This window comes from Niveispirillum sp. FG156 (assembly GCF_057809555.1).
Genome location: NZ_JBMDKE010000044.1, coordinates 1 through 24,514, shown reverse-complemented (window position 1 = coordinate 24,514; position 24,514 = coordinate 1). Strand labels below are relative to the sequence as shown.

Genomic DNA, 24,514 nt, shown 5'->3' with positions numbered 1-24,514 from the left:
GTGACATGAACCGCCGCCATGACCCGGCTGGTCAGCAGCGATCGCAGCGCCGACACGGCGACGCCGCCCAGCGCGAACAAGGGTGCCACGGCGTCCCGCCATCGTCAGCGACATCGACACCGTGGAGATTGAGGGTGGAAGGATCAGACGCCTCTGGGTGCTGCTCGACCCTCCGTCCATGGCTGCTTCACAGCGTTGAGGCTTGCCTACCCCGCCCCCTCGGCTTGGCGCCGACGGTCGGGGCAGGCCAGGGACCGCGATCACACCTGGACCGCCCGGTCGTCTACTGTGGCGATGATCCCAACGGGTTCGAACAGAACCTGGCGGGGTTCATGCCCTGATGGATGGCCTATGAGATGCGCCTGATGGCCGAGCGCTATGTCAACGACGGCATGAAAAGTTCAATATGGAAGAATAAACTTCGTCTTCTTTATCATCTTTGGGCCCCGTTACATCAGTTTACCAATTCTGTTTTGAACTCCTTTCTTGCAGCGTTTTGAACCTTACCGGAACCGTTTTGTTCCATTTGGTTTAACGTTTTGTGTCCTTCTGGTGCACCGTTTTGTGCTCCCACTGAAAGCGCTTAAGGATGCTGTGGGAAAACGCTTCTCTTCTATCATCCGACGTAACTCGATCCCGTTGAGTTTCGGCAGGAGTGAGCCGATATCCGGTCCGTTGGCCTAGGCCTTGGGGCAGGCCTACAGGGTCTCGACGTGGCGGCGGAGCGTCATGGTCTGGGGCAGGCCAAGGATGAAATCGACACCGGCACCCCGGCACCAGGACAGCGCCTCGGGCGTAGCATAGTGCCCGTCGCCGCGCAGCAGGAGTCGACTCTGGGCCAGTTGGCTCGGGTGGCCCCGACAATGTGCCGCAGGTCGGCGCGGATTTCCTTGCCGGTGGGGCGCTTGCCCGGACGCAGGATGGCGGTGACGATGCGGCCCTTGCCGTCAAACACGACTATGGGCTGGAAGCCATATTTGTCATAGTAAGCGTTGAACAGATGCAACTGCTGGCCGCCATAGACGGTGTAGAATGATCGTCGATGTCCAGCGCGATCTGCCCCGACACCTAGCGGAACGTAGCACAGTAGAGATCCACCATGGCGCGCCCCATGCGGATCAGGCCCTTGGTGTCGGCTAGGTTCTCCAGGCGGGAGATAGTGGGCAGGGAAGACAGATCGGCCCCGCCGGGCAGCCGGTCACAGGCCAGTTTGAATGCAAGATCAAGGCGCAGGCTGTCGGCATCGTTGCCGTCCTCATACCCGCAGGCGATCATCATCATGCTGAACCGGATGATGTCAGCCAGGCTGCGCCCGATCCGCTCCACCTACCGGTCATCCCGCAGACACGCCACCAACCCGTCGGCAATCCTAAGCCGCCTATCCACCTCCTGCAGGACCAACACGCTGATGTCGGAGGACAAGCTGCCGCCGTCAAAACGGGCCTCAATCGGCTTGGCAGAAACGGGGGACACGACCAGCAGGAGTAGCGTATTTCGCCCACGGCGGGTGTGCTTCCCCTGAACGGTGAGTTTCGGTGTCAGTAACAAAACTCTATATCAAATTAGGGATTTAGCGCTACACCCGCCAACCCAATGAATTTTCCAGGTAAGCTCATCAATCTGTCCGATTTCCCGGAGCCACCTCTGGACAACCAGCCAGACAAGCCGGAGAGAACGGCAATGCCGCCGCTGCTACGCCACCGCCAGAAACGTGATCTGCTTTTTATATTCAGCCCGAACGGATACGGCGGCCCAGTCCATCCTTGTCCCCAACAGAACGGACGCCTATTGCCAGTAGATTCTAAGACGACGGTCGCTATGTCCGTGCCTTGCCCGAATGAAAGCGTCCTTGCCCGCCAGCGCAGAAGAGTCAGCATAGCCAAGCCCTCGAGCTATCGTTTCGAGAGGAAACCCGCTTCGGTGAAGATCGCAACCGAATGCCTCCCGGATCGCTCCTGGGACGATTCTCGTTCGAAATCCCAACTGCTGCCCCGCCGCACGGACGGCCTTGGCTAAACCTTGCGTCGTCCCCCCGGCAAGGTCAACCGACGACTTACTCGCAGCCAAAGCCAATGCCGTCTGATAATATGGATCTTCTTCTAATATATCTACACATCTCATCATCCCAATTCTAGATTTTGCATTCTTTATGAGAAGTCTTATTCCGCCACATTCTAGTGAAGTGATGGTAATATTATTTTTTATTTCTTCAGGACGACATCCTATAAGCACCTGAGCCGCAACTGCCCTCCAATACATACTGGAAGACCCACCAAGATAATTCAACAACCTCATTCTCCAATCGGCGGGCAATCCATGCAATTTTCCTTTCTTGTCGGAAGCCGAGAGCGGTTTCTTACTTACTATACCAGGCGACTCAGCGCCAAAAATATCTGACCTCATCCATAGTTGAATATCCAAATACTTGTCAATAAATTCTAATTTTAATAGAAAATAATGACATAAATACCGATTTATTGACAAATAATACGGAATCTTGTTAAGTATATATTGTTTATATTCAATCGTCGCATAAGCAAGTGATACAAATCTATTTCTTACAGTGTCGCGATTTTTTGTATCTTTCCACAATACCTCTCGTAATATCTCTATCGGAGACTGTTCCTGCGCCTGATAGGAAGCATTTATAAGGTTACCGATACGACTTGCGTTGGAGATATAGGTTCTTCTGCTATTTTTATTTGGCTTCAAAGGCACGCCAAGCTTCTTCTTCTGCTCAGCAAAATGATGCTGCGCCTTGATGAGACGATCCTCAATATCCAGAGTATAGGTCACAAGTTCCTTGCACACACCCTGTTCCTCCCTTGTCGATTGATGGAAGTTATGTGGGAGAAGGTATCCGGGGCGAACACCCCCAAAAAAAGCAGTGATGGAAAAATGAAGCATGGGCTCGTCGTTACACTGATCATGCGCAAGGGAGGGGTGCCACCTAGGGCCTGTTGACAAAGGTGTTTCCAAACGTTCTGTGACGTGATTCAACGCTGACCTTTACGGAGGTTGGTTGATGCGTGGTGACGTTACGGACGCGGAATGGCAGATCATCGGTTCGCTGTTACCGACCGAACGCGGTCGGGGCTGCCGCCCTGCCCACGATAATCGGCGTTTCCTGAATGGGATGCTTTACGTTCTGCGTGTCGGCTGTCCATGGCGCGACATGCATGAACGATACGGCAAATGGAACTCGGTCTATGTGCGGTTCCGGCGGTGGGCGGAGCAGGGTGTATGGGACGCCTTGCTCCAGACGCTGGTCGATTTCGGCCTGACCGACGACTGGCAGCACATGATCGACAGCACGACCATCCGGGGCCATAGCCAAGCCGCAGGCGCAAAAGGGGGACTCATAAGGAAGGCTTTGGTCGAAGCCGCGGCGGCTTTACGAGCAAAATCCACGCCCGCGCGGACGGTCAGGGACGCCCTCTCGGCTTTGTCCTGACCGGTGGGCAGGCGTCCGATTACGAGGCCGTTCCAAGCCTGTTCAACCTGGATGTCCCCAAGCCCAGGCTGATGCTGGCGGACAAGGGCTATGATGGCGACGCGGTCCGGCGGGACTATCGGGAATTCCGTGCTTAGCGGAGCGGTTTGAAATCAGGCGTTCATTGCCTTTGTGAACCTCTCACCGAACAGGACAGCCATCTGCGCCTTTGCGGCGGCCCATTCCCGTGGCGGCATTTTCCACTCTTTCTCGGCCCTGTTCAAGACCAGGAACAGCAGCTTCAGCGCCGCGTCGTCATGGGGGAAATGCCCCCTGGCGCGGACGGCGCGGCGGAGCTTGGAATTCAGGGCCTCGATGGCGTTCGTTGTATAGAGGATGCGCCTGCGCCGGGGCTTTCGGGGCGGCGTGCGCCGCACCCGCGCCCGGCACATCCGCACCCTCACCCCGTTTTTCCCGCCCCCAGTTGGCCTCTCGCCCCCTACTGCACCACCACCCACCCATCCTCCCCCTTCGCGAACCGCATCTCGGTCGTCCCGGACGCATCCATCATCGGCCCCTTCATCCGCACCGTCACCGTGCAGGCATAGGCGGCCGTGCCCCCGGCCTTGGCGCAGCCCACCTTCTCGAATTCCTCCAGCACGGTCTTCGCCCCCGTCGCGCCGTAGGCCGCGGCCATCTTGTTCGCCTGGTCGATCTGCGCCTGCAGGGCGTCGCGCATGTCGCCCTCGCTGGGCTCTCCGCCGCAGCCGGCCAGGGCCAGCACGGAAACCAAGGCCAATGCACGGCCGGCCATCATCATCATCTTCATGAGATCCACCTTTCAATTGTTTTGTCACGACACCGGAACGATCCCGCCGGCTTGCTCCCGGCGGGATCCCCGGCTCACATCTCGGCAAGGATGTTGCCGTTCTCGTCCCTCAACTGGACCTTCACCACTTCGCCCATCAGCACAGGCTGGCCGAGCTGGGCTTCGGCCGCGAAGACGTAGATCGCTAGGCTCATCCGCTTGTAGCTGGCCCTCAACGCCTCGATCCGGCGGGCCTGCGCCTCGTCAGGGACCGGCAGGTTCTGGAACTGCTGGGCGTTTGCGAAGTTCAGGCTGAACGCATTGTTGTCCGAGAAGTAGATCCCGGCCCCGTTGCCCGAGAAGGTACCGACCCGGAACGACCTCGTCGCGAAGTCGTATTTTTCCAGGTCGGCGCTGCCGACCATCCGGTAGTAGCGGTTCGCCTTGGCACGCCCGACCTCGGCGTCGATCCCCGGCTTCAGCGCGCCCAGCAGGTCGCGCCGGCGGAACTCGTCATTGGAGCGGGCGTATTCCGCCGAGACCAAAGCCGCGATCCTCTCGTAGTCGATCGGCATCGTGTCCACCGACAGATAGGCGAACATCAAGGTCCGCCCGGTGTCCAGGACCTTGTAGTCGGACAGCAGCCTGGACCTGTCGGCCTTCTCAACCGTCCGCGGGGGCGGCGCTTCGACCCTGGCCGGCTCCACCGGCGCCGTGGAAGCTGCGGGCGCTGCTACTGCCGAAGGCGCCGATGGGGTCCCCGTCGCCGCCGGAGCCCGGGTGGTCTCGTCCTTGGAACATGCCGGCAGCAGTGCCGCGCACAGCAGGATGATCGCGAAGCATTTGGCATTGGCCATGGTTGTCGAACCTCTCGTCGTCATTGAATGAAGGGTTTGGCTTCCTGCGGGCCCCTTGCCGGCCCGCCGAACCCGAACTAGATCCCGCGCATCAGCCTGGTGCGGATCGTTTCGTTGATCGGGTAGAAGATGTCTTGCGCGCGGACGGTCCATTCCAGCAGGCCGGCCGTGGGCCGCCCGCGCGCCTCCCCGACCCGTGCAGCCACGAAGCCGGTCGCTGCCGCGTCCAGGTTCGCGTAAGCCTGGGTACCGACCACCGCGTTGGGCCGCGTCATCGGTCAGCCGGCTTGGGCTTGGACGGCGGCTTGTGCCCGCCGGCGAGGACCTGCTTGGCCTTGGCCTCCGCCTCGGCCTTCTCCACTGCCCGCGCGGCGTCCCGGCGCTGGAAGTCGTCGACGAGTTGTTCGAAGCGCAGGACCTTGCCCTGGTGGTTCCAGATGGCTACCCGCATGAGCAGGTCGCTGAGCCGCCTGTACTCGTCCATGACGTGCGGCCCGCCGAGGTTCCCGCCCTCGTAACAGGTTTCGCTCATGCCGTCCGCCGTCCTCGGGCAAGGCGTGATCTTCCCGCCGATGAACCGGTACCAGTAGACGATGTGCGCGTCGTCCGCGGGGATATGGAAGCCGCTGTGGTTTCCCCACGTCCCCACGACGAACTTGTTGGCGGGCGTAAGATCCCAGTTCAGCGGCGACCGCCCGGACGTCCAGTCGAAAGTCCGGGTCGCGGCTACCAGCTGGTTGCCGGTGACGGTTGAGGTGAACTCCGCCGTCACTTCCTCGGCCGGCGTCGCGCCGGGCTTCTCCAAGATCAGCCTGGAAACGAATTCCGGGGTGCGCCAGACAACGACCTCATGCTGCTTGTAGTTGAGTTCCTTCTTATGCTCGTCCTTCACCTTGAAGCCCTTGGGCTCCAGCACGGCACGGACCTCATCGGGCGTCATGCCCGGCAGCACGCCGAGGACGTCGATGGGCCGGCCATCGACCATGGCGATAACCGGCGGGGCCCCTTGCCCCAGGGCCGCGGTGGCGGACAGCCCCGCGGCGGCGACGAGCGCGGCGAGGAGCTTGGTCGTCAGCAACCGCATGCTCAGCCTCCCGACTTGATTGAGGCGAGGTACTGGTCGCACGCGGCGTTAACGGTCTTCACCCGCTTGCCGAAGAACCAGACAAAGACAGCACCGAACACCAACAGCGGCAGGCCAATGACGGCGCCGATCACGGTGATGCTGGCCAGGACGCCGAACCCCAGCAGCCAGTAGCCCAACCGCTTCAACATGGCGGCGCTGCCGACCATCTGCACGCGGAGGGCTTCGACGCGGGCCGGGTCGTTGCCCGCTTCCAGCGTCAGGGCGGCGCGGATGGCCTCGGGGCTGCCGAGCGCGATAGCCGTCGCAGCGGATTCCTTCATATTGCTCTCCTATGGATGGAGCCGGCGGGACGCGGCGTCCCGCACCGGCGATGTCTTTGCAGGGAGGAGACGGCGGCGTGGCTCAGCCGACGTAGGTCCAGTCGATCCCGATGTCGGCGGTCGCCACCAGCAGCCTGCCCTCGGCCTGGCCGTAGAGCAGGTAGTGCGTGACCGGGTTGACCCCGGCGGCCGCCAGGTCGGCGTTGGCATCCAGATAGGCTGACACGTCCAGGTACTCGGAGGGGTCGCGCCCTTCCCGCCAGCCGAAATTCATGAAGTGGGACCAGGGGTCCACCCCGGCGGCCCTCACGTCCGGGTTCTTGGACAGGTAGTAGGCCTTATCGAAAAGCGGGGTCGCTGTCCGGCCCTCTTCCTTCCCGAACGCCTGATAGTGCGCCCATCCGGTCCGGTAGCTGCCGGCGGCGACCGCACTGGCCACATCGGGATTGGAAGCGAGGTAGAAGCTCTCGTCGAAATAGAGGTCCGACCGCGCGTCGATGGCGAAGCGTCCCTCCGCCTGGCCGAACTTGATATAGTGCTCGAAGCCGCTGGTCAGCGCCTTGGCCGCCACGGCTGCGGCGACGTCGGGATTCTTCGACAGGTAGTAGCCCTCGTCGAACCCGCCGCCCAGCTTGGTGCCGGCGTTCCAGAACAGTTTGTTGCCATCCTTGAAGAGGACCAGCTCGACGCCGGCATAGGTGTCGACACCGTCCGCCCTGGTGACCGTCAGCGTGCCGTCAGCCGCCCGGGCGATCCTGGCCTGCGACGCCGATCCGGCCAACCCGGCGACATCGATGCCGGTCCCGCCGTCCACGATGTTGTTGCCGCTGCCGGCGCCCACCCGGTCGTTGCCGGCGCCCAGGAACAGGCGGTCGTCGCCGGCCCCACCCCAGACGCTGTCGTTGCCTGCCCCGCCCCAGATCTCGTTGGCCACGGCGTTGCCGTTGATCCGGTCGTTGCCGCTGCCGGCTCGGACGTTCTCGATCGTGCCGACGATGCCCAAGTTGTTCTCGCCGGTATAGAGGTTCGCGGCGTTCTGGGCGCTCTGGTAGATGGTCGCCGTATTGACCAGCTTCTCGGCGGTCGTTACCCGCAGGTTGATGGACGACAGGCTGTTGGGGGTCAGGTCGATGGCAGACCGCATAGTGGAGGTGGACAGGTCGATCGTGTCGGTCCCGCCAGCATCGTAGATGGCCGTGCGGAAGGCCGTGTCCTGGGCCCAGGTGTAGGTGGTGTCACCGGCGTTGGTCTTGGTGTTGGCTCCGTAGAGGTGCTGGATGGCCATGATATCGAGGATCTTGAGCTGGCTGTTGTCGACTTGCAGGGCCCCACCGCTGGCGGTGTAGCCATAGGTCAGGCTGCCCACATCGTCATAAGCCATGATGGTCAGCAGCTTGACCTGGTAGTCGGCCGGCAGGTTGATCTGGCCGTCGAAGCCATGCGAGAGGCCGAGGGCATGGCCGATCTCGTGGGTGGCCACGGCGGCAATCGAATTGTATTCGGTTGTGCTCAACGAGCCGTCGGCCTGCATGCGGTCCAGCCAGGCATTGTCGATGCGGACGTCCCCGGCCAGAGGCGTGAAGGACAGGCTCATTACCTTGTTGTCACTGGACGTAACATAAGTCACGGCACTGGGCAGATACCCAAGACCGACGGCGGGGACGACGGGTCTGTCCGCTGCCGTGAAAGTGTCCGTGCTGAACATCAGCGTCTTGCCGGTGTTCTCGGTCGTCTCGGTGAAGGTGACGTTGGCGACGGCAGCCCACTTGGCCAGTTGCTCGACGACGATCTGCTTCTCGATCGTGTTCATGGGACGGAAGCCCGTCACGGAACCACTGGTAGTCTGCGCGAAACTGTACTTCAGGTCGACAGCGGTGCCGACGCCGATATCGGAGTTCAGCATCTCCAGGATGGTCAGGCCTTTGCCGGCTGCCTGGTCAATGTTCCAGCGGGCGTTGCCTAACGTGAAATTGCCGGCGGCATCGGAAGTGCTGCGGTAATACAGCAGGGCACGGATGTCGACGGTGGACAGATTGTAGGCAGAAACGCCGGGAACTGTAGTGGTCAGGGCGGTTGCGGCCTGGAGCGCATCGCCGTTTAGGACTCGCGCTACGCAGCAGGGGCAGGTGGACGGGTGGGCAAGGGGGTTGGCGGCGCTCATCTTGTCTCCTCGTGATGACAAGCGCACCTATTCCGATCCCGGCTGGCGCCGGGCGGTTGGTAACGCGTTCACGAGGACACGCGCCCCGCCGGTTTCCCCGCGAGGGTTTTATATGCCGGTGGGCCGCCCGACATAGCGGGAAGCCTCGTGAACGCGCCATGTGCGCACCGCTTCCGGGTTACCAAGCCCGTCGGCAGCAGGGGGAATATGCCATGATGCCCCCATTACAGGAAACATCATTTGTGACGCACACCCCTTCCGTTCCGGCATTAAAGAGCTTGCCACAGGCGAGGTCGGGCAGACATTGGCTGCTCGACAAATATTCGTCAAATTGTCTGATTTATTGATATGGTAAATTCATAGAAATTATGCCCAAATTATTAGATATTGTTAGAATTATATTATATAATATCCATGGTATTTATAAAGTAACTTGATTTGTTTTTTATATTTTACTGCCATTGCACGGAGGAAATTCTATGGATCACCAACCAAATCCCGGAGCGCCTGCGCGACAGCGGCCGGAATTGGGACGTCACCACTTTCATATCTTGAAATTGTGCGGGTTCGCTTCCCGAGGTCGGATGCGAGGTCCTCTTGGGTTCGCCCAAGCTTCTTCCGGAGTTCCCTAAACTCCTCACGGGGCATGGCACCATCAACCTTAAGCGACAATATGCCAATTGCCTTGCGCACGCGCGACTCTACCGCTGCGGTAAGCCCTTTTTCTTCAAGCACTTCCTGCAGAAGCGTGGTCGCCTCTGCAATGCCGTCCCAGTTTGGTCGCGCCATCTGCTTTTCCCCGCTCCGCCTCATTAAATTCGCACCTTATCGCGATCCATCATTTTCACAAGGGTAGGCTCTTGACATTCGTCGAAACATGACATATTTCTGTCTAGACACTAGATGTCACGACACAAAACCCACTCACCTATACCCACCCCACTCGAACACGAAAGCAAGACAACATGCCCATTCAAACCAACTCCTCCTTCATTCTCCCGCAGACTGTCGAGCTCCTGATGAGCCAGAACATCGACCGTTTGCGCAATCTCACGATCCACCCGGATCCTATCGTCCCGAAGTCGCACCTGCGTGCCTATGGGGTGATCACGTCCGCGGTCCGGTCGGATGGCCGCATTCTGGAGATGGCCGTTGTCGAGGCATTGAAGGCCGTACCGCATCTCAAGGTATTCCAGGCCCCGGCTATCTTCATCCCTCCTGAGGTCGATCAGTTCGTCTCCGGTAGCATCAGCCATGATGCGCTCATGCAGTCAGATCTGCACTATGCGGACGGTACCGGCCGCAAGATCGCACCCGACTTGCTGATCCTCGATGCGGCACGCAAGGCGATCGACATCTTCGAACTTAAGAGGGGGTTCGCCAAGACCGACGCCGGCAAGACCCGGCAGACAGTTCGGGATATGCGCTGCATGCGACTGATCGGCAAGAGCTATGCCGAGGTTATGCTCAACACAAAAGTCTTCGAGTCAACCGCCGCTGTCTGCGCAGTGCATGGGGCATCGGCAGTGCCGCCGGACCTTCGGGTCAGCCTTGAGCAACTGGAGGCGCGGTACAATACCATCCTCAGGTCCGTCATCGAGAACACCTACCAGGAATTCGGCCGGCGTCTGGAAGCTTTGCTTTTCGAACAGGATCTGGAAGATGACCTGTCGAGCCTTATGGCGAGCTTCGAGATCGTCCCGCCCACCGCCGGCCTCATGGGCTGATCGCCGCCAGGTTCATCTCATCCTACATGTATATCCTGTATTGAGTTCCACTTCACATCGCTGGCCACCGTGATCGTCCCTGAAAACCCCGAAAAGGAAGGGGATCGGATCACCGAGAGCGTTGCCTGGCGTCACATTCTGGGACTCGGCCGCCGGCTCCTGCCGCCGCGCTCTTTTTCTGGTCCGTGATCTTCGACACGGCCCTCTTCCCCCCATAAAGCACGCCGCCGACGCCAGACAGTCGGCCATTGCCCCCCCATGCCTGCATTGCCGGGCGTGCCCTCCAGACACCCCTTCGCGCCGCCTGCCGACCATCCGGCGGGAACACCCCTCCTTTATCCCCAAGAGGCCAAACATGAATGACAATGCCGCCACGGCCCCGACCACCCTGGCCGTCATCGCCAAACAACACAACGCCAGGGCTGCCGCTTCCCTCGAAATGGAGCAGGGCACACGCCCTTCTCCCACAATCACAACCGGAGACTGTGCCGCCGCGTGGGCATTGTTGGATCGCGGTCTGGCCGCATCCCCGCGGATCGCGGACGCGCTGGACAAGGGCGGTTGCCTCATCATTGTTGAGGTGCCCGCGCAGGACTGGCTTCGCCCCGTCCGCGAAACACTGAAACTCTACCTTTCCGGCCCCCTGGAATTGGACGATGCGCAATTCACCACCATGATCGAAGCTCTGGCTCTCGGTGACGACGAGGAAACTGCGCTCCCGGAAGTACCCGACACCCCCGCTCGCCCGGAATGGGCATGGTTCAGCGGGTCAGGCGAGAAGGATAAGCAATGGAACGCGTCGGACATTGACATCATGACGACAGCTCTGGGAAGCGGCAAAGGCGCCATCGTGTTGGCCGCCCGGCTGGATAGCCTCCCGGCCTCTGTCAGGCTCACCGCCGATCACCATCTGATCCTCCCAATGCTGGACGGTGCTGCCATGACGGTGGCCGCCCACGTGCTGACGGGGCATCACCCTGCTCTCACCATTGAAGACCGTCTTTGCACCTGTCTCACCCCGGACATTCTCCGCGTGTCACAGCGGCCCGGGGAAGACGGCGATGCCTGGATTCAGCGTCTCCGGTCATTTGCAAATCGCGCATCGGAAGTCATCCCGTACGACGGTCCCAAGCTGGTCGATCTTTACGGAATGGATGATGCCAAGCGCTGGGGCATTAGCCTCGTCCAAGATCTCAAGGAATACCTAGCCGGACGATTGCCCTGGAAGGAGGTCGATAGGGGGTGCCTGTTGGTCGGCCCTACTGGAACCGGTAAGACCTCCTTCGCCCGGATTTTGGCGGGGACCACCGGGCTGCCGCTTGTGACCGGGTCGCATAGTGAATGGCAGGCGGCAGGGCACCTTGGTCTTATGCTGGCGGCAATGCGCAGCACGTTTGAACAGGCACGGGCGCAGGCCCCCTGCATCCTGTTCATCGATGAGGTTGACGCCTTCCCGGATCGGCAATCCCTGCGGAATAATCAGCGGGACTATAGCATCCAGGTCGTCAATGCGCTGCTTGAGGCGACCGACGGCACCCTCGCGCGGGAGGGGGTTGTGCTGCTGGCGGCGGCCAACAGCCTGTCGGTCGACCCGGCGTTGGTCAGGCCCGGTCGGCTCGACCGGGTGATCATGGTGTCCTTGCCCGATGACCAGGCGCTGGCCGGAATCCTGCGCCAGCACCTCGGTCCGGACAATCTCCCCGGTGTCGACCTCCTACCCTACGTGGCGGGCATGACCGCATCCGGCGCTGAAGCCGAATTGTGGGCCCGCGACGCCAAGCGTCAGTCCCGTCGCGCCGGGCGGCCGATGACGCCTGACGACCTGCTGGCTCATATCCCGCGTCCTGAAACCGTTTCCGTCGCTCTGCATTTCAGGGTCGCCGTTCATGAGGCTGGCCATGCAATCGCCGCTGCCGTCGAGCTGCCGGGCCAGGTCCAGATGGTCAAGGTTCAGGGCCAACATGCCGGTGTCCAGTTCGAACTGAGCCAGTTCGACACCGAAGCCGATGCCCGTGCTCATATCCGCATCCTGTTGGCGGGTCGCGCGGCAGAGGAGCTGTGCCTGGGAACCGCTGGTTTCGGGTCCGGCGGTCCTGCACACAGCGATCTTGCGCGCACCACCAGCCTGGCAATCGCCGTGTTGGCTGGCCATGGGTTCGGTGACCGACTGCTGTGGCTTGGCAACGCCGTCCCCGAAAATACCCATTGGTTCTTGTCGGCTCACCCCTGCTTGGCGGAACAGGTCAGCCGCATGCTGGCCGAAGAGTATGAACGGGTGTTGGCGCTTCTACGACCGCGCCTGCCGGCCATCGACAAGGTTGCGTCCATCCTGGTTGAACATGGAACGCTGACAGGTACGGAGGTCGAAGAACTTGTCGCTTCCATGCCCATCGCGCAGGATTTGGTGCCGTGACGGCGTGTCGCCACAAACTGCAGCAGTCCAAACGAAGCGAGGATCAACGGCCTTCGGTCAAAGGTGAAACAAGATGGCCATGAAGAAACCCCGCCAAGCCACCATGGGGCCGCGACTGGTGCCTCTGTGCACGAAAGGATCGGCAACTTACCGCTGGTATATCCGATACCAGGATCCCGCCAGGGGGAAGCGGGACATCTCCACCGGTTGCCCGGTGGAGGACAGGGGCGGGGCTGAAAGAGCTTTGGCCGAATTCATCCTGGAGCAGCAGGCCGCTGCCATCGCAGCCGAGAATTCAAAACCGGATGCGGCGAACCGGCGCGCAGAAGTCATGACATGCGGTCAGGTCCTGTCCATCTATATTGACCAGCATGCGAATACAACGGCCGCCCCGCAACGGATTGGCTGGGCTATCCAATCCATGACCCCATTCTGGGCAGATGTCCTTGTTTCCGACATCAAGGGCGAACTTTGCCGCCAGTACCTGGCCAGTCGGAAGAAGAAGCAGCGCATTCCAGATACCGATCCGCCGCGCTACCGGACGGTGCCGGTATCCCCGGCAACGGTACGACGTGAACTCGCGACCCTCGCCGCAGCCCTGGGATACTGCCATCGCGAGGGATATATTCCATCGATCCCTGCGGTCTGGCTGCCGCCAGCATCCACGCCGCGGGAAACATACTTGTCACGCAGGGAGGTCGCCAAGCTGATCCGCGCAGCCAGAAAAGACCGGCGGTCAGCGCGGCACTTGTCCCTATTCATCCTCGTCGCTTTTTATACGGGCCGGCGCAAGGAGGCGATTCTCTCCCTGCAATGGGCACCGAACCTTCAGGGCGGCTGGGTCGATCTTGATAAGGGCGTGATCGATTTCCGGCCTGTTGGCCGTGCTGAAACGGCGAAGAAAAGGGGCAGGCTGGAGGTTCCGGGTAGGCTGCTTCGGTTCTTGCACTACACACGCCAGCGGACGAAAACTCACGTTTTCGAGTACGGCCCCCACAACCGCCATATCAAAGATCTGAAGAGGTCATTCGCATCGGCAGCAGAAGCGGCGGGCCTCGATCCCGATGTGGTCACACCCCACACCCTTCGCCACACCTGCATCTCCTATTTGGCCCAGTCCGGCGTTTCCCTCTTCGATGCTTGCGGCTGGGTCGATGTGACCATGGAAACGGCGGAACGTGTGTACGCCCATCACGATGGGCGGCATGACAGGGTTCGAGACCTTTTGGGCAAAGGCGGCCGGGGGCGGAAATGAAAATGGCGGAGATTCTGCATCCTTCCCGCCAGGGCGGTCAGCACGGGGTGCAGATATTCCCAAACGTAATTGAGCGATGAGTTGAGCGATGATTGAGGGACCAACGCCCCGCTATCATTGTCAGTCTATTGATTTCATTGGGAAAAATTGGCGGACCCGAATGGATTCGAACCATCGGCCTCTGCCTTCGGAGGACTGTATTCCGTGTGGAACGCCAAGCGTTCTAACGGAGGGGGCGCTGTTCGCCTCGCCTTTTTCGGCGCTGTTTGCCATGTTAAGGCATGTGGCGCGGTTCATATGAACCATGGCGCACTGTCCTGCATTTGGCGCGAACATTGCAGGAACGGCCAGGCGGTCGCGCCAACGGCAACTGCCCCTCTACGGGCTCTCCAGGTTCGCGTCCGGCACGATCTCAATATCATCGTTGTGCAGTGGAACGGCGATGCGCGGGATATCCGTCGAAGGCGCCGTGAGCCAGTCCTGCATGGCCTGCCTGCCGATCAGGATGACGGGCATAGCCTTCTCATGGATAGGCCGTACGACGTCATTAGGATCCGTGGTCATGAACGCGAAGATGTCCAATGCGCCCGCTGGCCTGTTCCGGCCCCAGCCGCGCCATATTCCGGCAAAGGCCGCCGGGCGGTCATCGGTGGCCCGAAACCACACTTCCTTGCGGGGCTTGGGGCCCGGAGCATACTCCGCGAACATCGAGAACGGCACCAGGCACCGGTTCGCGGGACTTAGCCACGGCGTCCAATAGGGGCTATGATAATTTCGGACATTTGTGACCACGCCGGTCAGATCGCCTGTCGGCTTGGGAAATCCCCACTTCATCGCGTCGGCGCGCAGTCGCTCATCGTCACCGATGCGGAGGACCACGCCCGGTCGGTTGGGAAACACGTCGATCTTCAGATCGCTGAATTCCTCAAACCCATAGACATCAAGGCCCAGGTTCTGTTTTGAAATCGGCCCGCGATAGTGATTGCACATGCCTGCCTCCGCCGCCCAACTGGAACATAGGCAGAACGAAGGCGCGGGCGCAAGCTGTCATGGTGCGGGCCGTTGGCGCTGCCCCTCCCGCTGCCGGGCCAGCACGTCCGCCAGCTTGTCATAGCAATCGGCCCAGGCATCCCAGACGGCGCCGGCATATAGCATCAGGTCGGCGTCGCTGGCCATCGCGTCAGGCGGGGCCGGAGCCTTATCGCAGGTCAGAAGGCTTTCCGGGATCGGCGACCGATCCTTCAGGACCACCTGCGGCACGGGCGGCGGCACGGCGGCGCAGCTCGTCAAGGCCAAGACGGACAGCAGGGCTATCCAGGCACTGGCGCGTCGATGGCGCATCGCGCAATTTCCTTTCCATCTGTTCGGAATCCCGTGCCCGCGCCTGAGCGCGTCGGGCCGCAGCCTCCAGGGCCTGCACATTGCGGGCGGCATCGCGCTGGACGGCGTCCACGGCGGCGGCGTTGCGGATTGCTGCCTCTGAAATCAGGGCTTCGTTCAGCCGGGCCCGCTCCAGATCCTGGCCGCGGCTATGCCACTGCCAGGCCAGCAGCCCGATGGCGGCGGCGCCCAGAAGCGGGAGCCAGTGGCCGCGCAGCAGCGCGAGTACAGTCCCGATCATGGGCCGATTCCCCCATGGCCCGTCCCGCCAAACGGCATCGTCACGGGCGGTTGCGGGGGATATGCTGGCAACGGAGACGGGTCCGCCATGACCGGCATGCCGCGCCGCGCCGACAGCCAGGCCGCCGCCCGCTCTGAACTGGCACCGCCAATCACGAACAGGCCGGCAGCCATCATCAGGGTCGCGCCCTGTTCGATCAGCAGCGCCCCGCGGGCATCGCTGACGATGGGGCAGGCCCCCAGCGCCACCATGGCCCCGCCGGCCCCCAGAAGCGCGCGGGCGACGGCCCGGCGAAAGGGTGACCAGGGAGGGGTGTCGGGGAGGTCGGCCATCATCACCCGCCGATCATGGCTTGCAGCGCCGCCAGCGTTGCGGCATCTGCGCGACCGGTGACGGGCAGCGCAGCGCGGGCCTGCACCCTTTCAACGACCAGACCGGTCATGCGGCCAAAGGCGCCGTCATCACTGATGTCATGACCGGCGCGGATCAGCATCCTTTGCAGCACGGCCACCGCTTCCCCCTTGTCACCGGGACCCAGCATGCCGTCGGCCAGGGCGCCGGCATTGACGGCATAGGCGGCCGCCAGCTTTTCGTCATACCGGTTTTCGCGGTACGCGCTGCCATTGTAGCCGGCCGCAAAGGTCGCCCAGTCCCTGGCCCGCAGCGCCGGCACCAATCCGCGAGCCTGGATGAAGCGGATGAAGGCGCCGATATGCGCCCCTTCCGTTTCACACAGCGCCGCCACCATGGCCTGGACACTGGCGAATCCCGCCATCTGATAGTTGGCACCCAGGATCTGGCAACCGCCCCAACTGGCCGACATCAGGGCTGCATCGCGGGACAGAGCCATGGCCCGCGCCAGACGCGCATATTCACCGGCGCGGGTGGGGCTGTAGAGCGCACGGCTCCAGGTGGGACTGGACACGTCCGGGGCCGCCGCATCATGCACGCGCCCGGTCAGGCGGCTGAAGATGTGCGCCTCGAACAGGATGGCCGGCCGGCCATCCCGCAGAAACGGTTCGCCGGCGCATTCCACCGTCCAGACGGCCAGCATGGCCGCCAGCTCCACCCCCAGCACCCTGGCCGATGCCACGAACCCCTCCAGCGTGGCGCGCGGGCCACGGCCACGGAAATCAGCGGGAATCATGCGAACCCCCATGAAAAAGCCCGGCACGAAGGCCGGGCTGGTCAATGTAGTGATGTTGTGATGGCCTTAGCGGGGACCGCCCGGTCGGGCGTCTTCGCGCGGCAAGCGAGCGGCGATTGTCTCCAGCAGGATCTCCACCCGCGCCAGTCTCTTGTCGATCAGCATTTCGGTTTCCGTGCGGCTTTGGACCTGTTGCTTGAGGGTGGCAACCTCAATGGTAAGGGCCTGCACCGCTGCATGCTGCATCGCTGCGTACCAGATGCCGCCAGCAATGACGGCTGCGAACATTGTCGGGAACATCATCATGCGCGATCCAACGCGCATCGTGTCTTCGGTCTGCGCCATTATCCCCCGCTCCCATCACCAATATCTATCCCCTCCATCACCAGGATGGGAATGTGTTTGATCCAGGCCCGCCGGCAATGGTCGGGCCGCGTGAAAAACCGGTTGATCCATTCGATCAACGGAAGCAGCACCCGCGCCCGCCGCGCGCCCTGTCGGTGCAACTGCCATGTGCCCGCCGAAAGGGTCAGCTTGCGATGGCCGGTTCCGATCAGGATGTTGAGCGCGCAGCTCCCCAGCGACGCCGCCTCGCCCAGGCGGCGCCCCACCTCTTTCCAGATCATGATTGCCCCCCTAGAGCGCGGCAGCCGCGCGGAAGATTGCGTCGATATCGCCCGATGTCAGGCCCAGGCCCGCCGCCATATCGGCCAGATGCGGACTATCCCGCTCCATGCTGGCGGCCCCCCACCGCTCCACCAGCTCCATGTCGCCGGACAGGATCACGGCGCTGTCTACGATATCCAGCAGGTTGCGCGCGGCCAGCGCCAGGCGCAGCTGCACCCGCGTCACGGTGGCCGGCACCGGCGGCGGGCGCAGGGGCCAGATGGCCCGCTCCGCATCGGTCAGGGGCCGCACAGTCCAGGCCAGCCCATCCCAATCCGCCGCCTGCGCCACCGGGTCAAGATCCGGCACGGGCGGCAGGGACAGCGTCCAACCCACCTCCTCCACCCCGCCCGCATCAACCGTCAGGGTCCCGGCGCGGGTGCGCAGCAGATGCTGCAGGTCTTCATCCCCCGCCGCATCGGCCACCAGGGCGCCCGCCGTTACCCATGCCAGCCACGCAGGATTATCGATCTCCACCGGCTCCCCATCCAGCCCCGCCGCCATCACCGTTTCCGGCGGCGGCTCCCGCACCGATAGCAACGCCGCCGCCTCCACCGCTTCGGCCCGCGCGGCGATGCCGGTCACCGCCCGATTGACGGCGATGGCCGCCGCCACAGCGGCGGGATCGGCGCTGCCCAGCACCAGGGCCGGTACCTGACAGCGCGGGAAACCCGCCACCATGGTCCAGACAGCAAGGTAACGCCCTGCACCATAAAGGCCGGTGCCGATATCAATGCTACGCGGCATAGGATGCCTCCTCCGAAATGCGGGTGATGATGATGCGGGCGGTCCAGACCAGGCGGGTGGCCGCCACCCCGGTCACACGCGGGGTCACGGTCTGGGCTGCCGTGTCGATAGACAGGGTGACATCCATGCCGGCGGTGGTTTCCTGGTCGGTGCCGATGGTCTGCACCGACCCGGCCAGGGTGACGTTGCCGCCGGCATCGCGGATGTAGCGGGCCAGCCGGCGATAGGTGCCGCCCTGCGTGGATGCCGCGCCATAGGTCCGGGCCTGCACGGTGACATCCAGGGTCACCGCCTCCCGCTCCCCGATAAAGATGCGGGGCGACAGGTCGGTGGGTGTGGCATCCGTGGTCACCCCACGTGCCACAACCACGGATGGATCAGCTGCACTGACGGGCCGCACAGGGCCGGCAGGCGACAGCCTGTCCCGCGCATTGACGGCATCGCTGATCAGTCCGGCATTGGCGCTGGTGCCGATCAGCATGTGCGGGCCACTGGCCGACACGGATACGATGGCGTCATTCCCGATGGCCGCCCCGCCGCTGGCCCCGTCCAGGTACTGCACCCGCCCCAGGCCAGCAAAGACCGACACGCCGTCACCGGTGCCTACCGCCAAGGTGCCGTTGGCATCATTGGCCGCCAGCGCCGTGACGTTGTTGGACGTGCCGCCCAGAGTGGCGGGGGTCCCGCCGATAATCAGCGCCCGCTCATCCTCATAGATCTTGCGGATTTGCGCGGGCGTGGGGGCGTAGGCGGATACGCGGAACATCCCCAAGGATGAGCCGGCAACACTGAAGGGGGAGACTCCGGCATATGTGAGGCCGAAACGTAAAACGGCGGCACTATTACTCAGGGACCCCATGCCGGAAAGCGATGCGATCGAAACACGGACATCGTTAATCCAGATTTCAAGCGAAAGTGACCGCCTCACAATGGCGACGAGCGTTGCGGCTGATGTCGGCAGCGCAGTGCCGGTGCCGACATAGTTTGACGTCCCGTCATTCAGAATTGCCCTAATGGCGCCGGTCCCACCGCCCGTATCAATGATAATCGATGCGCCGGATGGCCCGGACCGTGACAGGATTGTCGCGGTCCCGGCGATGGCTGTAGCGCCACAAACTACCCATCCAGCAATACAGAAATCCCCGGTCCCGAAATCCAGGTCAGGATTGTACGGCTGCTCAAGGTAGTTCGCGGCGCTGAAGCCTGAAACCGCCACCAGCCCACAGGGCAGCGCCGTCCGTTGCAGGCTACCGTTGACCGTCAGCCCACGGCCCTTGTAGCTGCGGTCTGGCAGGGCGAGGCGACACGACACGTTGTCGAAATCCGTTGCGGTCGAAGTGTTGAGATTGCCAAGATTGATGTAGGAGGTGGTGGCCGTCGCCGTGAACTGCATTTGCCGACCCAGGCCGGTTGTAACAGCCGTGGCGGCCCCGACGTTGTTGACGCCTGCCACTGTGCCGACGCCGATAAACGCTGTGCCGCCCGATATCGTGCCAACATCAACGGACAGCAGATAGGTTTGCCCCGTCACCGTGGAAATCGCAGTAGAGGCGGTCCCATTGGCAGCAGCGTTCGTTATCCGCAACTGGCCCGACACCACCGACAGACTGGCGCTGTTCGCCGGTGACCAGCCGGCTGTGTCGGTCCCAAAAGCGCCATTGCTGACCAGTTCGCCAGACCCGGTGATGTTGCCCGTCGTGGTGTCGCAAAGCCACGCGCCCCGGATGTCGCCGGGCTGCCAGCCGGTGGCGTAGTTGATGGCGGCATAGGAGACCATCCCGTTAGCGGGGCTGGCGATGTCTTCAGCAATAATGGTGACACCGGCACCGCCCATCGCCAGATTACCGCCGGGCGTCACATTTATACCGCCCAGATTTCCGCCTAGCGTAACTAGTGATGGTGCCAGTGCCAGGGCGGACGAATAACGCGCTGACCGGGAGGAGAGTGTTACATCGCTATATGGCAGCGGGTGGACATCTATCAGGCCCGCCGTAGCTGCATACAAGCTGCGATCCCCAAGCCACGCCTTCGTCAGCCCCCCATAACCGGTAATATCATAAACCGCGCCCCACGGATGGATAACCGACGCCCCGCCCGCCGTCGCCACGGCCACAGTCGGGACCGGCAGACCAGCACTGTCCAGCGGCGCGCCGGGCAGGACACGGGCATGGACGGCGCTGCAAGTCGCCGACACAAGCGCTCCGGACGCCTGGGCGCCACCATAGATGCCAGCCTGGGTTAGTGTGCCGCTCCATGTGCGCAGGTCGGTGCTGTCGCGGCGACGCGCGGTGTTGCCAGCAAAATCAAGCGTGTACAGTCCTGTGGAGCCTGTAACGTACACGCGCCCCTGAAGGGCGAAGACGCCGGTCGGCGTCCCGTCCAGGATCCCACCGGCAGCGGCAGCGACCGTCCGCCACAGCGTCGGCACCGACTGCGCATCCAGGAGATGCATGTCATAGATTGCCAGCCGATTAGCCGTCGATGTCCGAACCACAATACCCATGACCGCCGGACACCCAAGTCTGGCCCGCCACGCACCGCCATCGCTGTCCAGGCGCGTATCATAGACAAAGGTCGCCACCACGTCCGCCGCCGTCGCAAAGCTCTTGGTCAGCGCCCCATAGACCAGCCCCGTGGCCGTGCCTGTGCCCGCCGACCCCACCAGCGCCTCAACCGCCGCCTTGGCCGTCGCCACACTGGCCTTGTCCGCCCCCACCGTCACCCGATCCGCCGCCGCCGCCCCCGCACTCCCCGCCGCCGCGTCGCGCGCCGTGATCGTGCTGGCCAGGGCGGCATCAACCGCTGCGGCGGTGGTTTCCACACCGCCGATCTCCGCCATGACATCGGTCCAGAACGGGTCCCAATTTTGGTAATAGTCGAACGGGCTGAAATCATCGCGCGTCCAGTCCGTGCCATTGATGATGGGCATCAGATCAGCTCCTCAATCTCGAAAGTCACGGACCAGCGCTCGCGAGTCGTCAGCGCCACCTCTCCAGTGGCGGCCAGCGCGCCATAGATGATCTGGCGGCTCATCACCGCCGCATCTTCGCCAGGGTCCCAGACCATGAACAGGTCGCCGGCAATACCCTTCATCCACATCAGATCGTGGTAGACGCCCATGGCCGCCCGCACGTCCTGATATTCCAGACTGATTTTCCAGGTGCGCCAGCGGGCGCGGCGGCGCACCAGCCGGCGGCCGCCATCCGTCCGTTTCTTTTCCGACGGGTCCACAATGCCGATGGAACTGCCATAGGCCATGTTGATGGGCGGCTGCCATGCCACCCCGGCCATCAGGCGTCCGGCCTGGAAATATCCGGCGGGATTGCCGGCATCGATGAAATCAACGCCCAGGTAACGGGCAGAGACAGGCTCCGTCAGGCGATGCCAGACCACGGGGGTGCCCGGATAATTGGCGATATCGATGCCTGAAAACGGGAAATCGCCGAAGGGGCGCGATCCCCAGATGAAGGTGGCGCCCCACATCGCCATTGGGTCCGGCTGATAGATCGGCGCTGATAGATCGGCATTGGCCGACAGCAAGGGCCGCCAGGTGGCCGTCTCGCTGCCAGTGTGGTTGATCACGGCCACGATATCGATGGGGCGGGCCCGCTCCATCGCGACCTTGACCCGCGCGGTGCTGCTGGCGATAGCCGTATAGCGCGCCACGGCCATTACATCGTCGGTGCGCAGGTTCTGGACGCTCAGCCCCCCACTCTCCACCCAGGATCCGGGGCTGGTACCGGCAGCAGACAGCGTGCCGGTGTCGGACGCGATGTCCCACAGCATGAGCAGCGAGGCCATGTCACATCGCCTTCAGTTCGATTTTGCGGGCGGTGCCGTTGATCAGCACCTCCAGATATTCAGATGTGGCGCCGGCTGTGGCGTGGGTGACCAGCGAACGCAACGCCGACCCGAGCACCAGCTGATTGTTCTTCGTCGGTATGGCGCCGGCACCGATGACAATGCAGTTAGATCGGCTGCCGATATCGACATCCGCTGTCCATCCAATAATTGTATTTGATGAACCACTTGTTAAAGTGTCTCCTGACTCCAGACCAATGCATGTATTGGAATGCCCTTCCGTGATATTTTGTAAAGACCTGGACCCAACAGCAACATTCATTGCCGGAATAGACGCAGCTGTCCCCTGCATGGCCTGCGATCCGATAGCCACGTTACTGTCACTATCAAGAAGATTTTTACCAGCTGCATAGCCCACAAAAATATTGTAGTCGAAGGTCGTTGTTGTCGGACCGCCCATTGCAGCCTGATACCCGATGGCGATATTGCCGTTGCGGCCATCCAGACTGAACTGCGCCCGGTACCCGATGGCAATATTAAATGAACCATCTGTATCACTCGCCAAGGCGTCGGTACCGATCGCGACACTGGCCTGTGACTCCAGCGCATCCGCCAACGCATTGGTCCCGATGCCGATATTGTCATTGCCATAGATTGAACCTTCAATCTTTGAACCGGCACCACGCCCAACCAGGATGTTATCGCGGAAGTTACCCTCCAAGTCAGAAAGCCTGATCCAACGCAAGGCCGCCGGATTATCATCAATGCAGCGGTACAGCTGCGGGTTGGCGGCGTTTGTCGTGTCCAGCCACTCGAACCCCAAACGGATATCGTACCCAGTCACGTCCCGGTCATTGGATGCAGGCGGGGGCGCCGCATCCTCCAGAAGGACGGGCGGGCCCAACGGGCGGAATTTCACGGCCATGATTATCCCCACAGGGTCAGAAGATGTTCTTCGGCGGCGGCATCGCGCTCGGCCGCCATCACCACGAAGCGCTTGCCGCCCGACAGCCCGTGTCGTTCATGCGTCACCGAAACCGTGGCGCCGGCGTCAAGGCCGGGCGTGAACGGCACCCGCAACTCAAACGCCTGCCGGCGGGGGCCATGCAGGCCCACCCGGCGCTGCGCCTCTGCTGCCGCATCGCTTTGCGACATCAGGCAGGTATCCACCCGTTCGGTGCGGGCCAGCATGCTTTGCGCCACCACCGCGCTGTCGGTATAGGACGCCGACTGCCATTCCTGGCCCAGGGCGTCACGGCCCGACACGATGCTGCCGGCGATCTCGGAATCGGAAAGAGGCAGCCACCGCCGGCCAAAGCCGATGGTCTGTGTGGCCAGCCGCCGATCTGCCGCCGCCGGTTCGATGGACAGGATCTGCCGCTGCACAAAGCTGTAATCCGCCGTCACCTTTGGCGTCGTGAAAAGGCCCAGCCCCAGCTTTCGATCCAGATCGAAGCCCCAATGGGCGCCGATGCTTTCGGCCCATTCATCGATCACATCGGCGAAATTCACCTCGCCCGAACCGTCATACCAATGACCCAGGACCTGCGGGCAGAGGCTGTTCATGGCTGCAACGGTGCCGGTGGCGAAATCACCGCTGGTCAGGCTGGTGTCGATGGGCAGAACCACCGACAGCATATCGGCGAAGGTCAGGGCCGTCGACCCACCCAGCTTGCGCCCCTCAACATCCAGGGTGACCGGCCCCACGGGCTGTGCCGCGAACCGGATCAGGCCCAGGGCATTGCAAGTGACATAATCCAGCCCCGTCATGCTGGCCGCCGTCATGGCGGCGTAGGTCGAATAATCCAACCCGACCGCTGTAAACAGATCGGCCCGGTCATAGGCCGCCAGGACGCCACCACAGGGGCCATCGCCATAGGCATAGACGACGGGGCTTTTGCAGATCTGGACAGGCGATATCTGCCGGGGCCGCCCCATGGCCCTGGGCTTGCGTCGCCCCGCCAGTTCCGCAAAGCCCTCCGCCCCGCCCGTGCCGGCGAAGCGGTTCGCCTGATAGGACCGGTCCAGCAGCAATTGCAGGTCGCGCAGTTCAACCCGCACCTCATCCGTGCCGGGCACGAACCGTTCCGCCGTACCGCTCCATACCAGCGTGAAATCGGCCCAGACCGGCTTTTCCTTGGTGCTGTACCAGATGTCGATGCGGCGGCCATCCCAATCGTAACTGGCCCACCCATCCAGCGCGCCATCCAGGTTCTCGGCAATTGTGACGCCCGCGCCGATCTCCGACCGGCCTCCAACATCACCACCGGCAAACAGGGACCGCTTCAATGACAGGGCGACACGCAGGCGCCGATCCCAATAGACATTGGCGGGGCTGTCCCCTGGTTCCGTGATGAAACCCACGTCTGACAGGTATAGCGACACGATGCCAGACGCCACGGCACTGTAGGGCTGGGCGCGGAACAACCAGGCCATGGATCAGCCCCCCGTGGGGGGGGGGGGGGGGGGGG

At 62.4% G+C, this 24,514-nt stretch carries 25 protein-coding genes and 2 pseudogenes; 5 read left to right on the top strand and 22 right to left on the bottom strand.

Annotated elements, in window-relative coordinates; translation table 11 throughout:
• Nucleotides 1-701 precede the first annotated feature (701 nt).
• Nucleotides 702-1,542, bottom strand: a pseudogene (locus ACODSP_RS23255) (IS1380 family transposase); the annotation flags it as partial.
• 243 nt (nucleotides 1,543-1,785) lie between these two features.
• Nucleotides 1,786-2,811 (bottom strand): hypothetical protein, encoded by a 1,026-nt coding sequence (locus tag ACODSP_RS23250; RefSeq protein WP_488967922.1) that lies wholly within the window; start codon nucleotides 2,809-2,811, stop codon nucleotides 1,786-1,788.
• A gap of 214 nt (nucleotides 2,812-3,025) precedes the next feature.
• Here ACODSP_RS23250 and ACODSP_RS23245 point away from each other — a divergent pair, with 214 nt between their 5' ends.
• Together ACODSP_RS23245 and ACODSP_RS23240 are read left to right on the top strand one after the other, a co-directional pair.
• The gene (locus tag ACODSP_RS23245) at nucleotides 3,026-3,454 is read left to right on the top strand and encodes an IS5 family transposase (RefSeq protein ID WP_488967921.1); all 429 of its coding nucleotides are present in this window, start codon (nucleotides 3,026-3,028) and stop codon (nucleotides 3,452-3,454) included.
• Entirely contained in the window at nucleotides 3,406-3,591 is a 186-nt protein-coding gene (locus tag ACODSP_RS23240; protein ID WP_488967946.1) for a transposase, read from the top strand. The genes ACODSP_RS23245 and ACODSP_RS23240 overlap by 49 nt, the downstream gene beginning before the upstream one ends.
• 15 nt (nucleotides 3,592-3,606) lie before the next feature.
• Here the strand turns inward: ACODSP_RS23240 and ACODSP_RS23235 are convergent.
• The 8 genes and pseudogenes from ACODSP_RS23235 to ACODSP_RS23200 all read right to left on the bottom strand — a co-directional run.
• Nucleotides 3,607-3,837 (bottom strand): annotated as a pseudogene (locus ACODSP_RS23235) (transposase); the annotation flags it as partial.
• A 95-nt stretch (nucleotides 3,838-3,932) separates the two neighbouring features.
• Nucleotides 3,933-4,262 (bottom strand): hypothetical protein, encoded by a 330-nt coding sequence (locus tag ACODSP_RS23230; protein WP_488967920.1) that lies wholly within the window; start codon nucleotides 4,260-4,262, stop codon nucleotides 3,933-3,935.
• Nucleotides 4,263-4,336: 74 nt separating this feature from the next.
• Nucleotides 4,337-5,098 carry a DUF4852 domain-containing protein gene (locus ACODSP_RS23225; RefSeq protein WP_488967919.1) on the bottom strand — a complete coding sequence of 254 codons (762 nt, stop codon included), beginning with the start codon at nucleotides 5,096-5,098 and terminating at the stop codon, nucleotides 4,337-4,339.
• Between the two features lie 77 nt (nucleotides 5,099-5,175).
• Nucleotides 5,176-5,373 (bottom strand): hypothetical protein, encoded by a 198-nt coding sequence (locus tag ACODSP_RS23220; protein ID WP_488967918.1) that lies wholly within the window; start codon nucleotides 5,371-5,373, stop codon nucleotides 5,176-5,178.
• The gene (locus ACODSP_RS23215; protein WP_488967917.1) at nucleotides 5,370-6,182 is read right to left on the bottom strand and encodes a hypothetical protein; all 813 of its coding nucleotides are present in this window, start codon (nucleotides 6,180-6,182) and stop codon (nucleotides 5,370-5,372) included. Before ACODSP_RS23215 ends, ACODSP_RS23220 begins: the two co-directional genes overlap by 4 nt.
• A 2-nt stretch (nucleotides 6,183-6,184) precedes the next feature.
• Entirely contained in the window at nucleotides 6,185-6,505 is a 321-nt protein-coding gene (locus ACODSP_RS23210) for a hypothetical protein (protein ID WP_488967916.1), read from the bottom strand.
• An 82-nt stretch (nucleotides 6,506-6,587) separates the two neighbouring features.
• On the bottom strand, nucleotides 6,588-8,666 hold the full coding sequence (locus ACODSP_RS23205) for a matrixin family metalloprotease (RefSeq protein ID WP_488967915.1): 2,079 nt from the start codon (nucleotides 8,664-8,666) through the stop codon (nucleotides 6,588-6,590).
• A 477-nt stretch (nucleotides 8,667-9,143) separates the two neighbouring features.
• Nucleotides 9,144-9,455, bottom strand: a complete 312-nt coding sequence (locus tag ACODSP_RS23200) for a helix-turn-helix domain-containing protein (RefSeq protein WP_488967914.1) — start codon at nucleotides 9,453-9,455, stop codon at nucleotides 9,144-9,146.
• Nucleotides 9,456-9,685: 230 nt separating this feature from the next.
• On the opposite strand from ACODSP_RS23200, the gene ACODSP_RS23195 reads away from it, so the two are divergent.
• The 3 genes from ACODSP_RS23195 (at nucleotide 9,686) to ACODSP_RS23185 (ending at nucleotide 14,061) form a co-directional block, all read left to right on the top strand.
• The gene (locus ACODSP_RS23195; protein ID WP_488967913.1) at nucleotides 9,686-10,393 is read left to right on the top strand and encodes a hypothetical protein; all 708 of its coding nucleotides are present in this window, start codon (nucleotides 9,686-9,688) and stop codon (nucleotides 10,391-10,393) included.
• 355 nt (nucleotides 10,394-10,748) lie between these two features.
• Nucleotides 10,749-12,806, top strand: a complete 2,058-nt coding sequence (locus tag ACODSP_RS23190) for an AAA family ATPase (RefSeq protein WP_488967912.1) — start codon at nucleotides 10,749-10,751, stop codon at nucleotides 12,804-12,806.
• Between the two features lie 73 nt (nucleotides 12,807-12,879).
• Complete coding sequence (locus ACODSP_RS23185) at nucleotides 12,880-14,061, top strand: tyrosine-type recombinase/integrase (RefSeq protein WP_488967911.1); 1,182 nt, start codon at nucleotides 12,880-12,882, stop codon at nucleotides 14,059-14,061.
• 378 nt (nucleotides 14,062-14,439) lie between these two features.
• On the opposite strand, the gene ACODSP_RS23180 is transcribed toward ACODSP_RS23185, so the two are convergent.
• The 12 genes from ACODSP_RS23180 to ACODSP_RS23125 form a co-directional block, all read right to left on the bottom strand.
• Entirely contained in the window at nucleotides 14,440-15,051 is a 612-nt protein-coding gene (locus tag ACODSP_RS23180; protein WP_488967910.1) for an SOS response-associated peptidase family protein, read from the bottom strand.
• A 57-nt stretch (nucleotides 15,052-15,108) separates the two neighbouring features.
• Nucleotides 15,109-15,237 carry a hypothetical protein gene (locus ACODSP_RS23175; protein ID WP_488967909.1) on the bottom strand — a complete coding sequence of 43 codons (129 nt, stop codon included), beginning with the start codon at nucleotides 15,235-15,237 and terminating at the stop codon, nucleotides 15,109-15,111.
• A 22-nt stretch (nucleotides 15,238-15,259) separates the two neighbouring features.
• Nucleotides 15,260-15,682 carry a hypothetical protein gene (locus ACODSP_RS23170; RefSeq protein ID WP_488967908.1) on the bottom strand — a complete coding sequence of 141 codons (423 nt, stop codon included), beginning with the start codon at nucleotides 15,680-15,682 and terminating at the stop codon, nucleotides 15,260-15,262.
• Complete coding sequence (locus ACODSP_RS23165) at nucleotides 15,679-16,017, bottom strand: hypothetical protein (RefSeq protein ID WP_488967907.1); 339 nt, start codon at nucleotides 16,015-16,017, stop codon at nucleotides 15,679-15,681. Before ACODSP_RS23165 ends, ACODSP_RS23170 begins: the two co-directional genes overlap by 4 nt.
• The gene (locus ACODSP_RS23160; protein ID WP_488967906.1) at nucleotides 16,017-16,829 is read right to left on the bottom strand and encodes an N-acetylmuramidase domain-containing protein; all 813 of its coding nucleotides are present in this window, start codon (nucleotides 16,827-16,829) and stop codon (nucleotides 16,017-16,019) included. The genes ACODSP_RS23165 and ACODSP_RS23160 overlap by 1 nt, the downstream gene beginning before the upstream one ends.
• Before the next feature lie 66 nt (nucleotides 16,830-16,895).
• Nucleotides 16,896-17,174 carry a hypothetical protein gene (locus ACODSP_RS23155; RefSeq protein ID WP_488967905.1) on the bottom strand — a complete coding sequence of 93 codons (279 nt, stop codon included), beginning with the start codon at nucleotides 17,172-17,174 and terminating at the stop codon, nucleotides 16,896-16,898.
• Nucleotides 17,174-17,455 (bottom strand): hypothetical protein, encoded by a 282-nt coding sequence (locus ACODSP_RS23150; protein ID WP_488967904.1) that lies wholly within the window; start codon nucleotides 17,453-17,455, stop codon nucleotides 17,174-17,176. Before ACODSP_RS23150 ends, ACODSP_RS23155 begins: the two co-directional genes overlap by 1 nt.
• Before the next feature lie 10 nt (nucleotides 17,456-17,465).
• Complete coding sequence (locus ACODSP_RS23145) at nucleotides 17,466-18,242, bottom strand: hypothetical protein (RefSeq protein WP_488967903.1); 777 nt, start codon at nucleotides 18,240-18,242, stop codon at nucleotides 17,466-17,468.
• The gene (locus ACODSP_RS23140; RefSeq protein WP_488967902.1) at nucleotides 18,232-21,171 is read right to left on the bottom strand and encodes a hypothetical protein; all 2,940 of its coding nucleotides are present in this window, start codon (nucleotides 21,169-21,171) and stop codon (nucleotides 18,232-18,234) included. The genes ACODSP_RS23145 and ACODSP_RS23140 overlap by 11 nt, the downstream gene beginning before the upstream one ends.
• On the bottom strand, nucleotides 21,171-22,043 hold the full coding sequence (locus ACODSP_RS23135; RefSeq protein ID WP_488967901.1) for a hypothetical protein: 873 nt from the start codon (nucleotides 22,041-22,043) through the stop codon (nucleotides 21,171-21,173). Before ACODSP_RS23135 ends, ACODSP_RS23140 begins: the two co-directional genes overlap by 1 nt.
• A gap of 1 nt (nucleotide 22,044) precedes the next feature.
• Nucleotides 22,045-22,968, bottom strand: coding sequence for a hypothetical protein (locus ACODSP_RS23130; RefSeq protein WP_488967900.1), 924 nt, complete (start codon nucleotides 22,966-22,968; stop codon nucleotides 22,045-22,047).
• Between the two features lie 2 nt (nucleotides 22,969-22,970).
• Nucleotides 22,971-24,479: a hypothetical protein gene (locus ACODSP_RS23125; protein WP_488967899.1), complete on the bottom strand. Its 1,509-nt coding sequence runs from the start codon at nucleotides 24,477-24,479 to the stop codon at nucleotides 22,971-22,973.
• Nucleotides 24,480-24,514 lie beyond the last annotated feature (35 nt).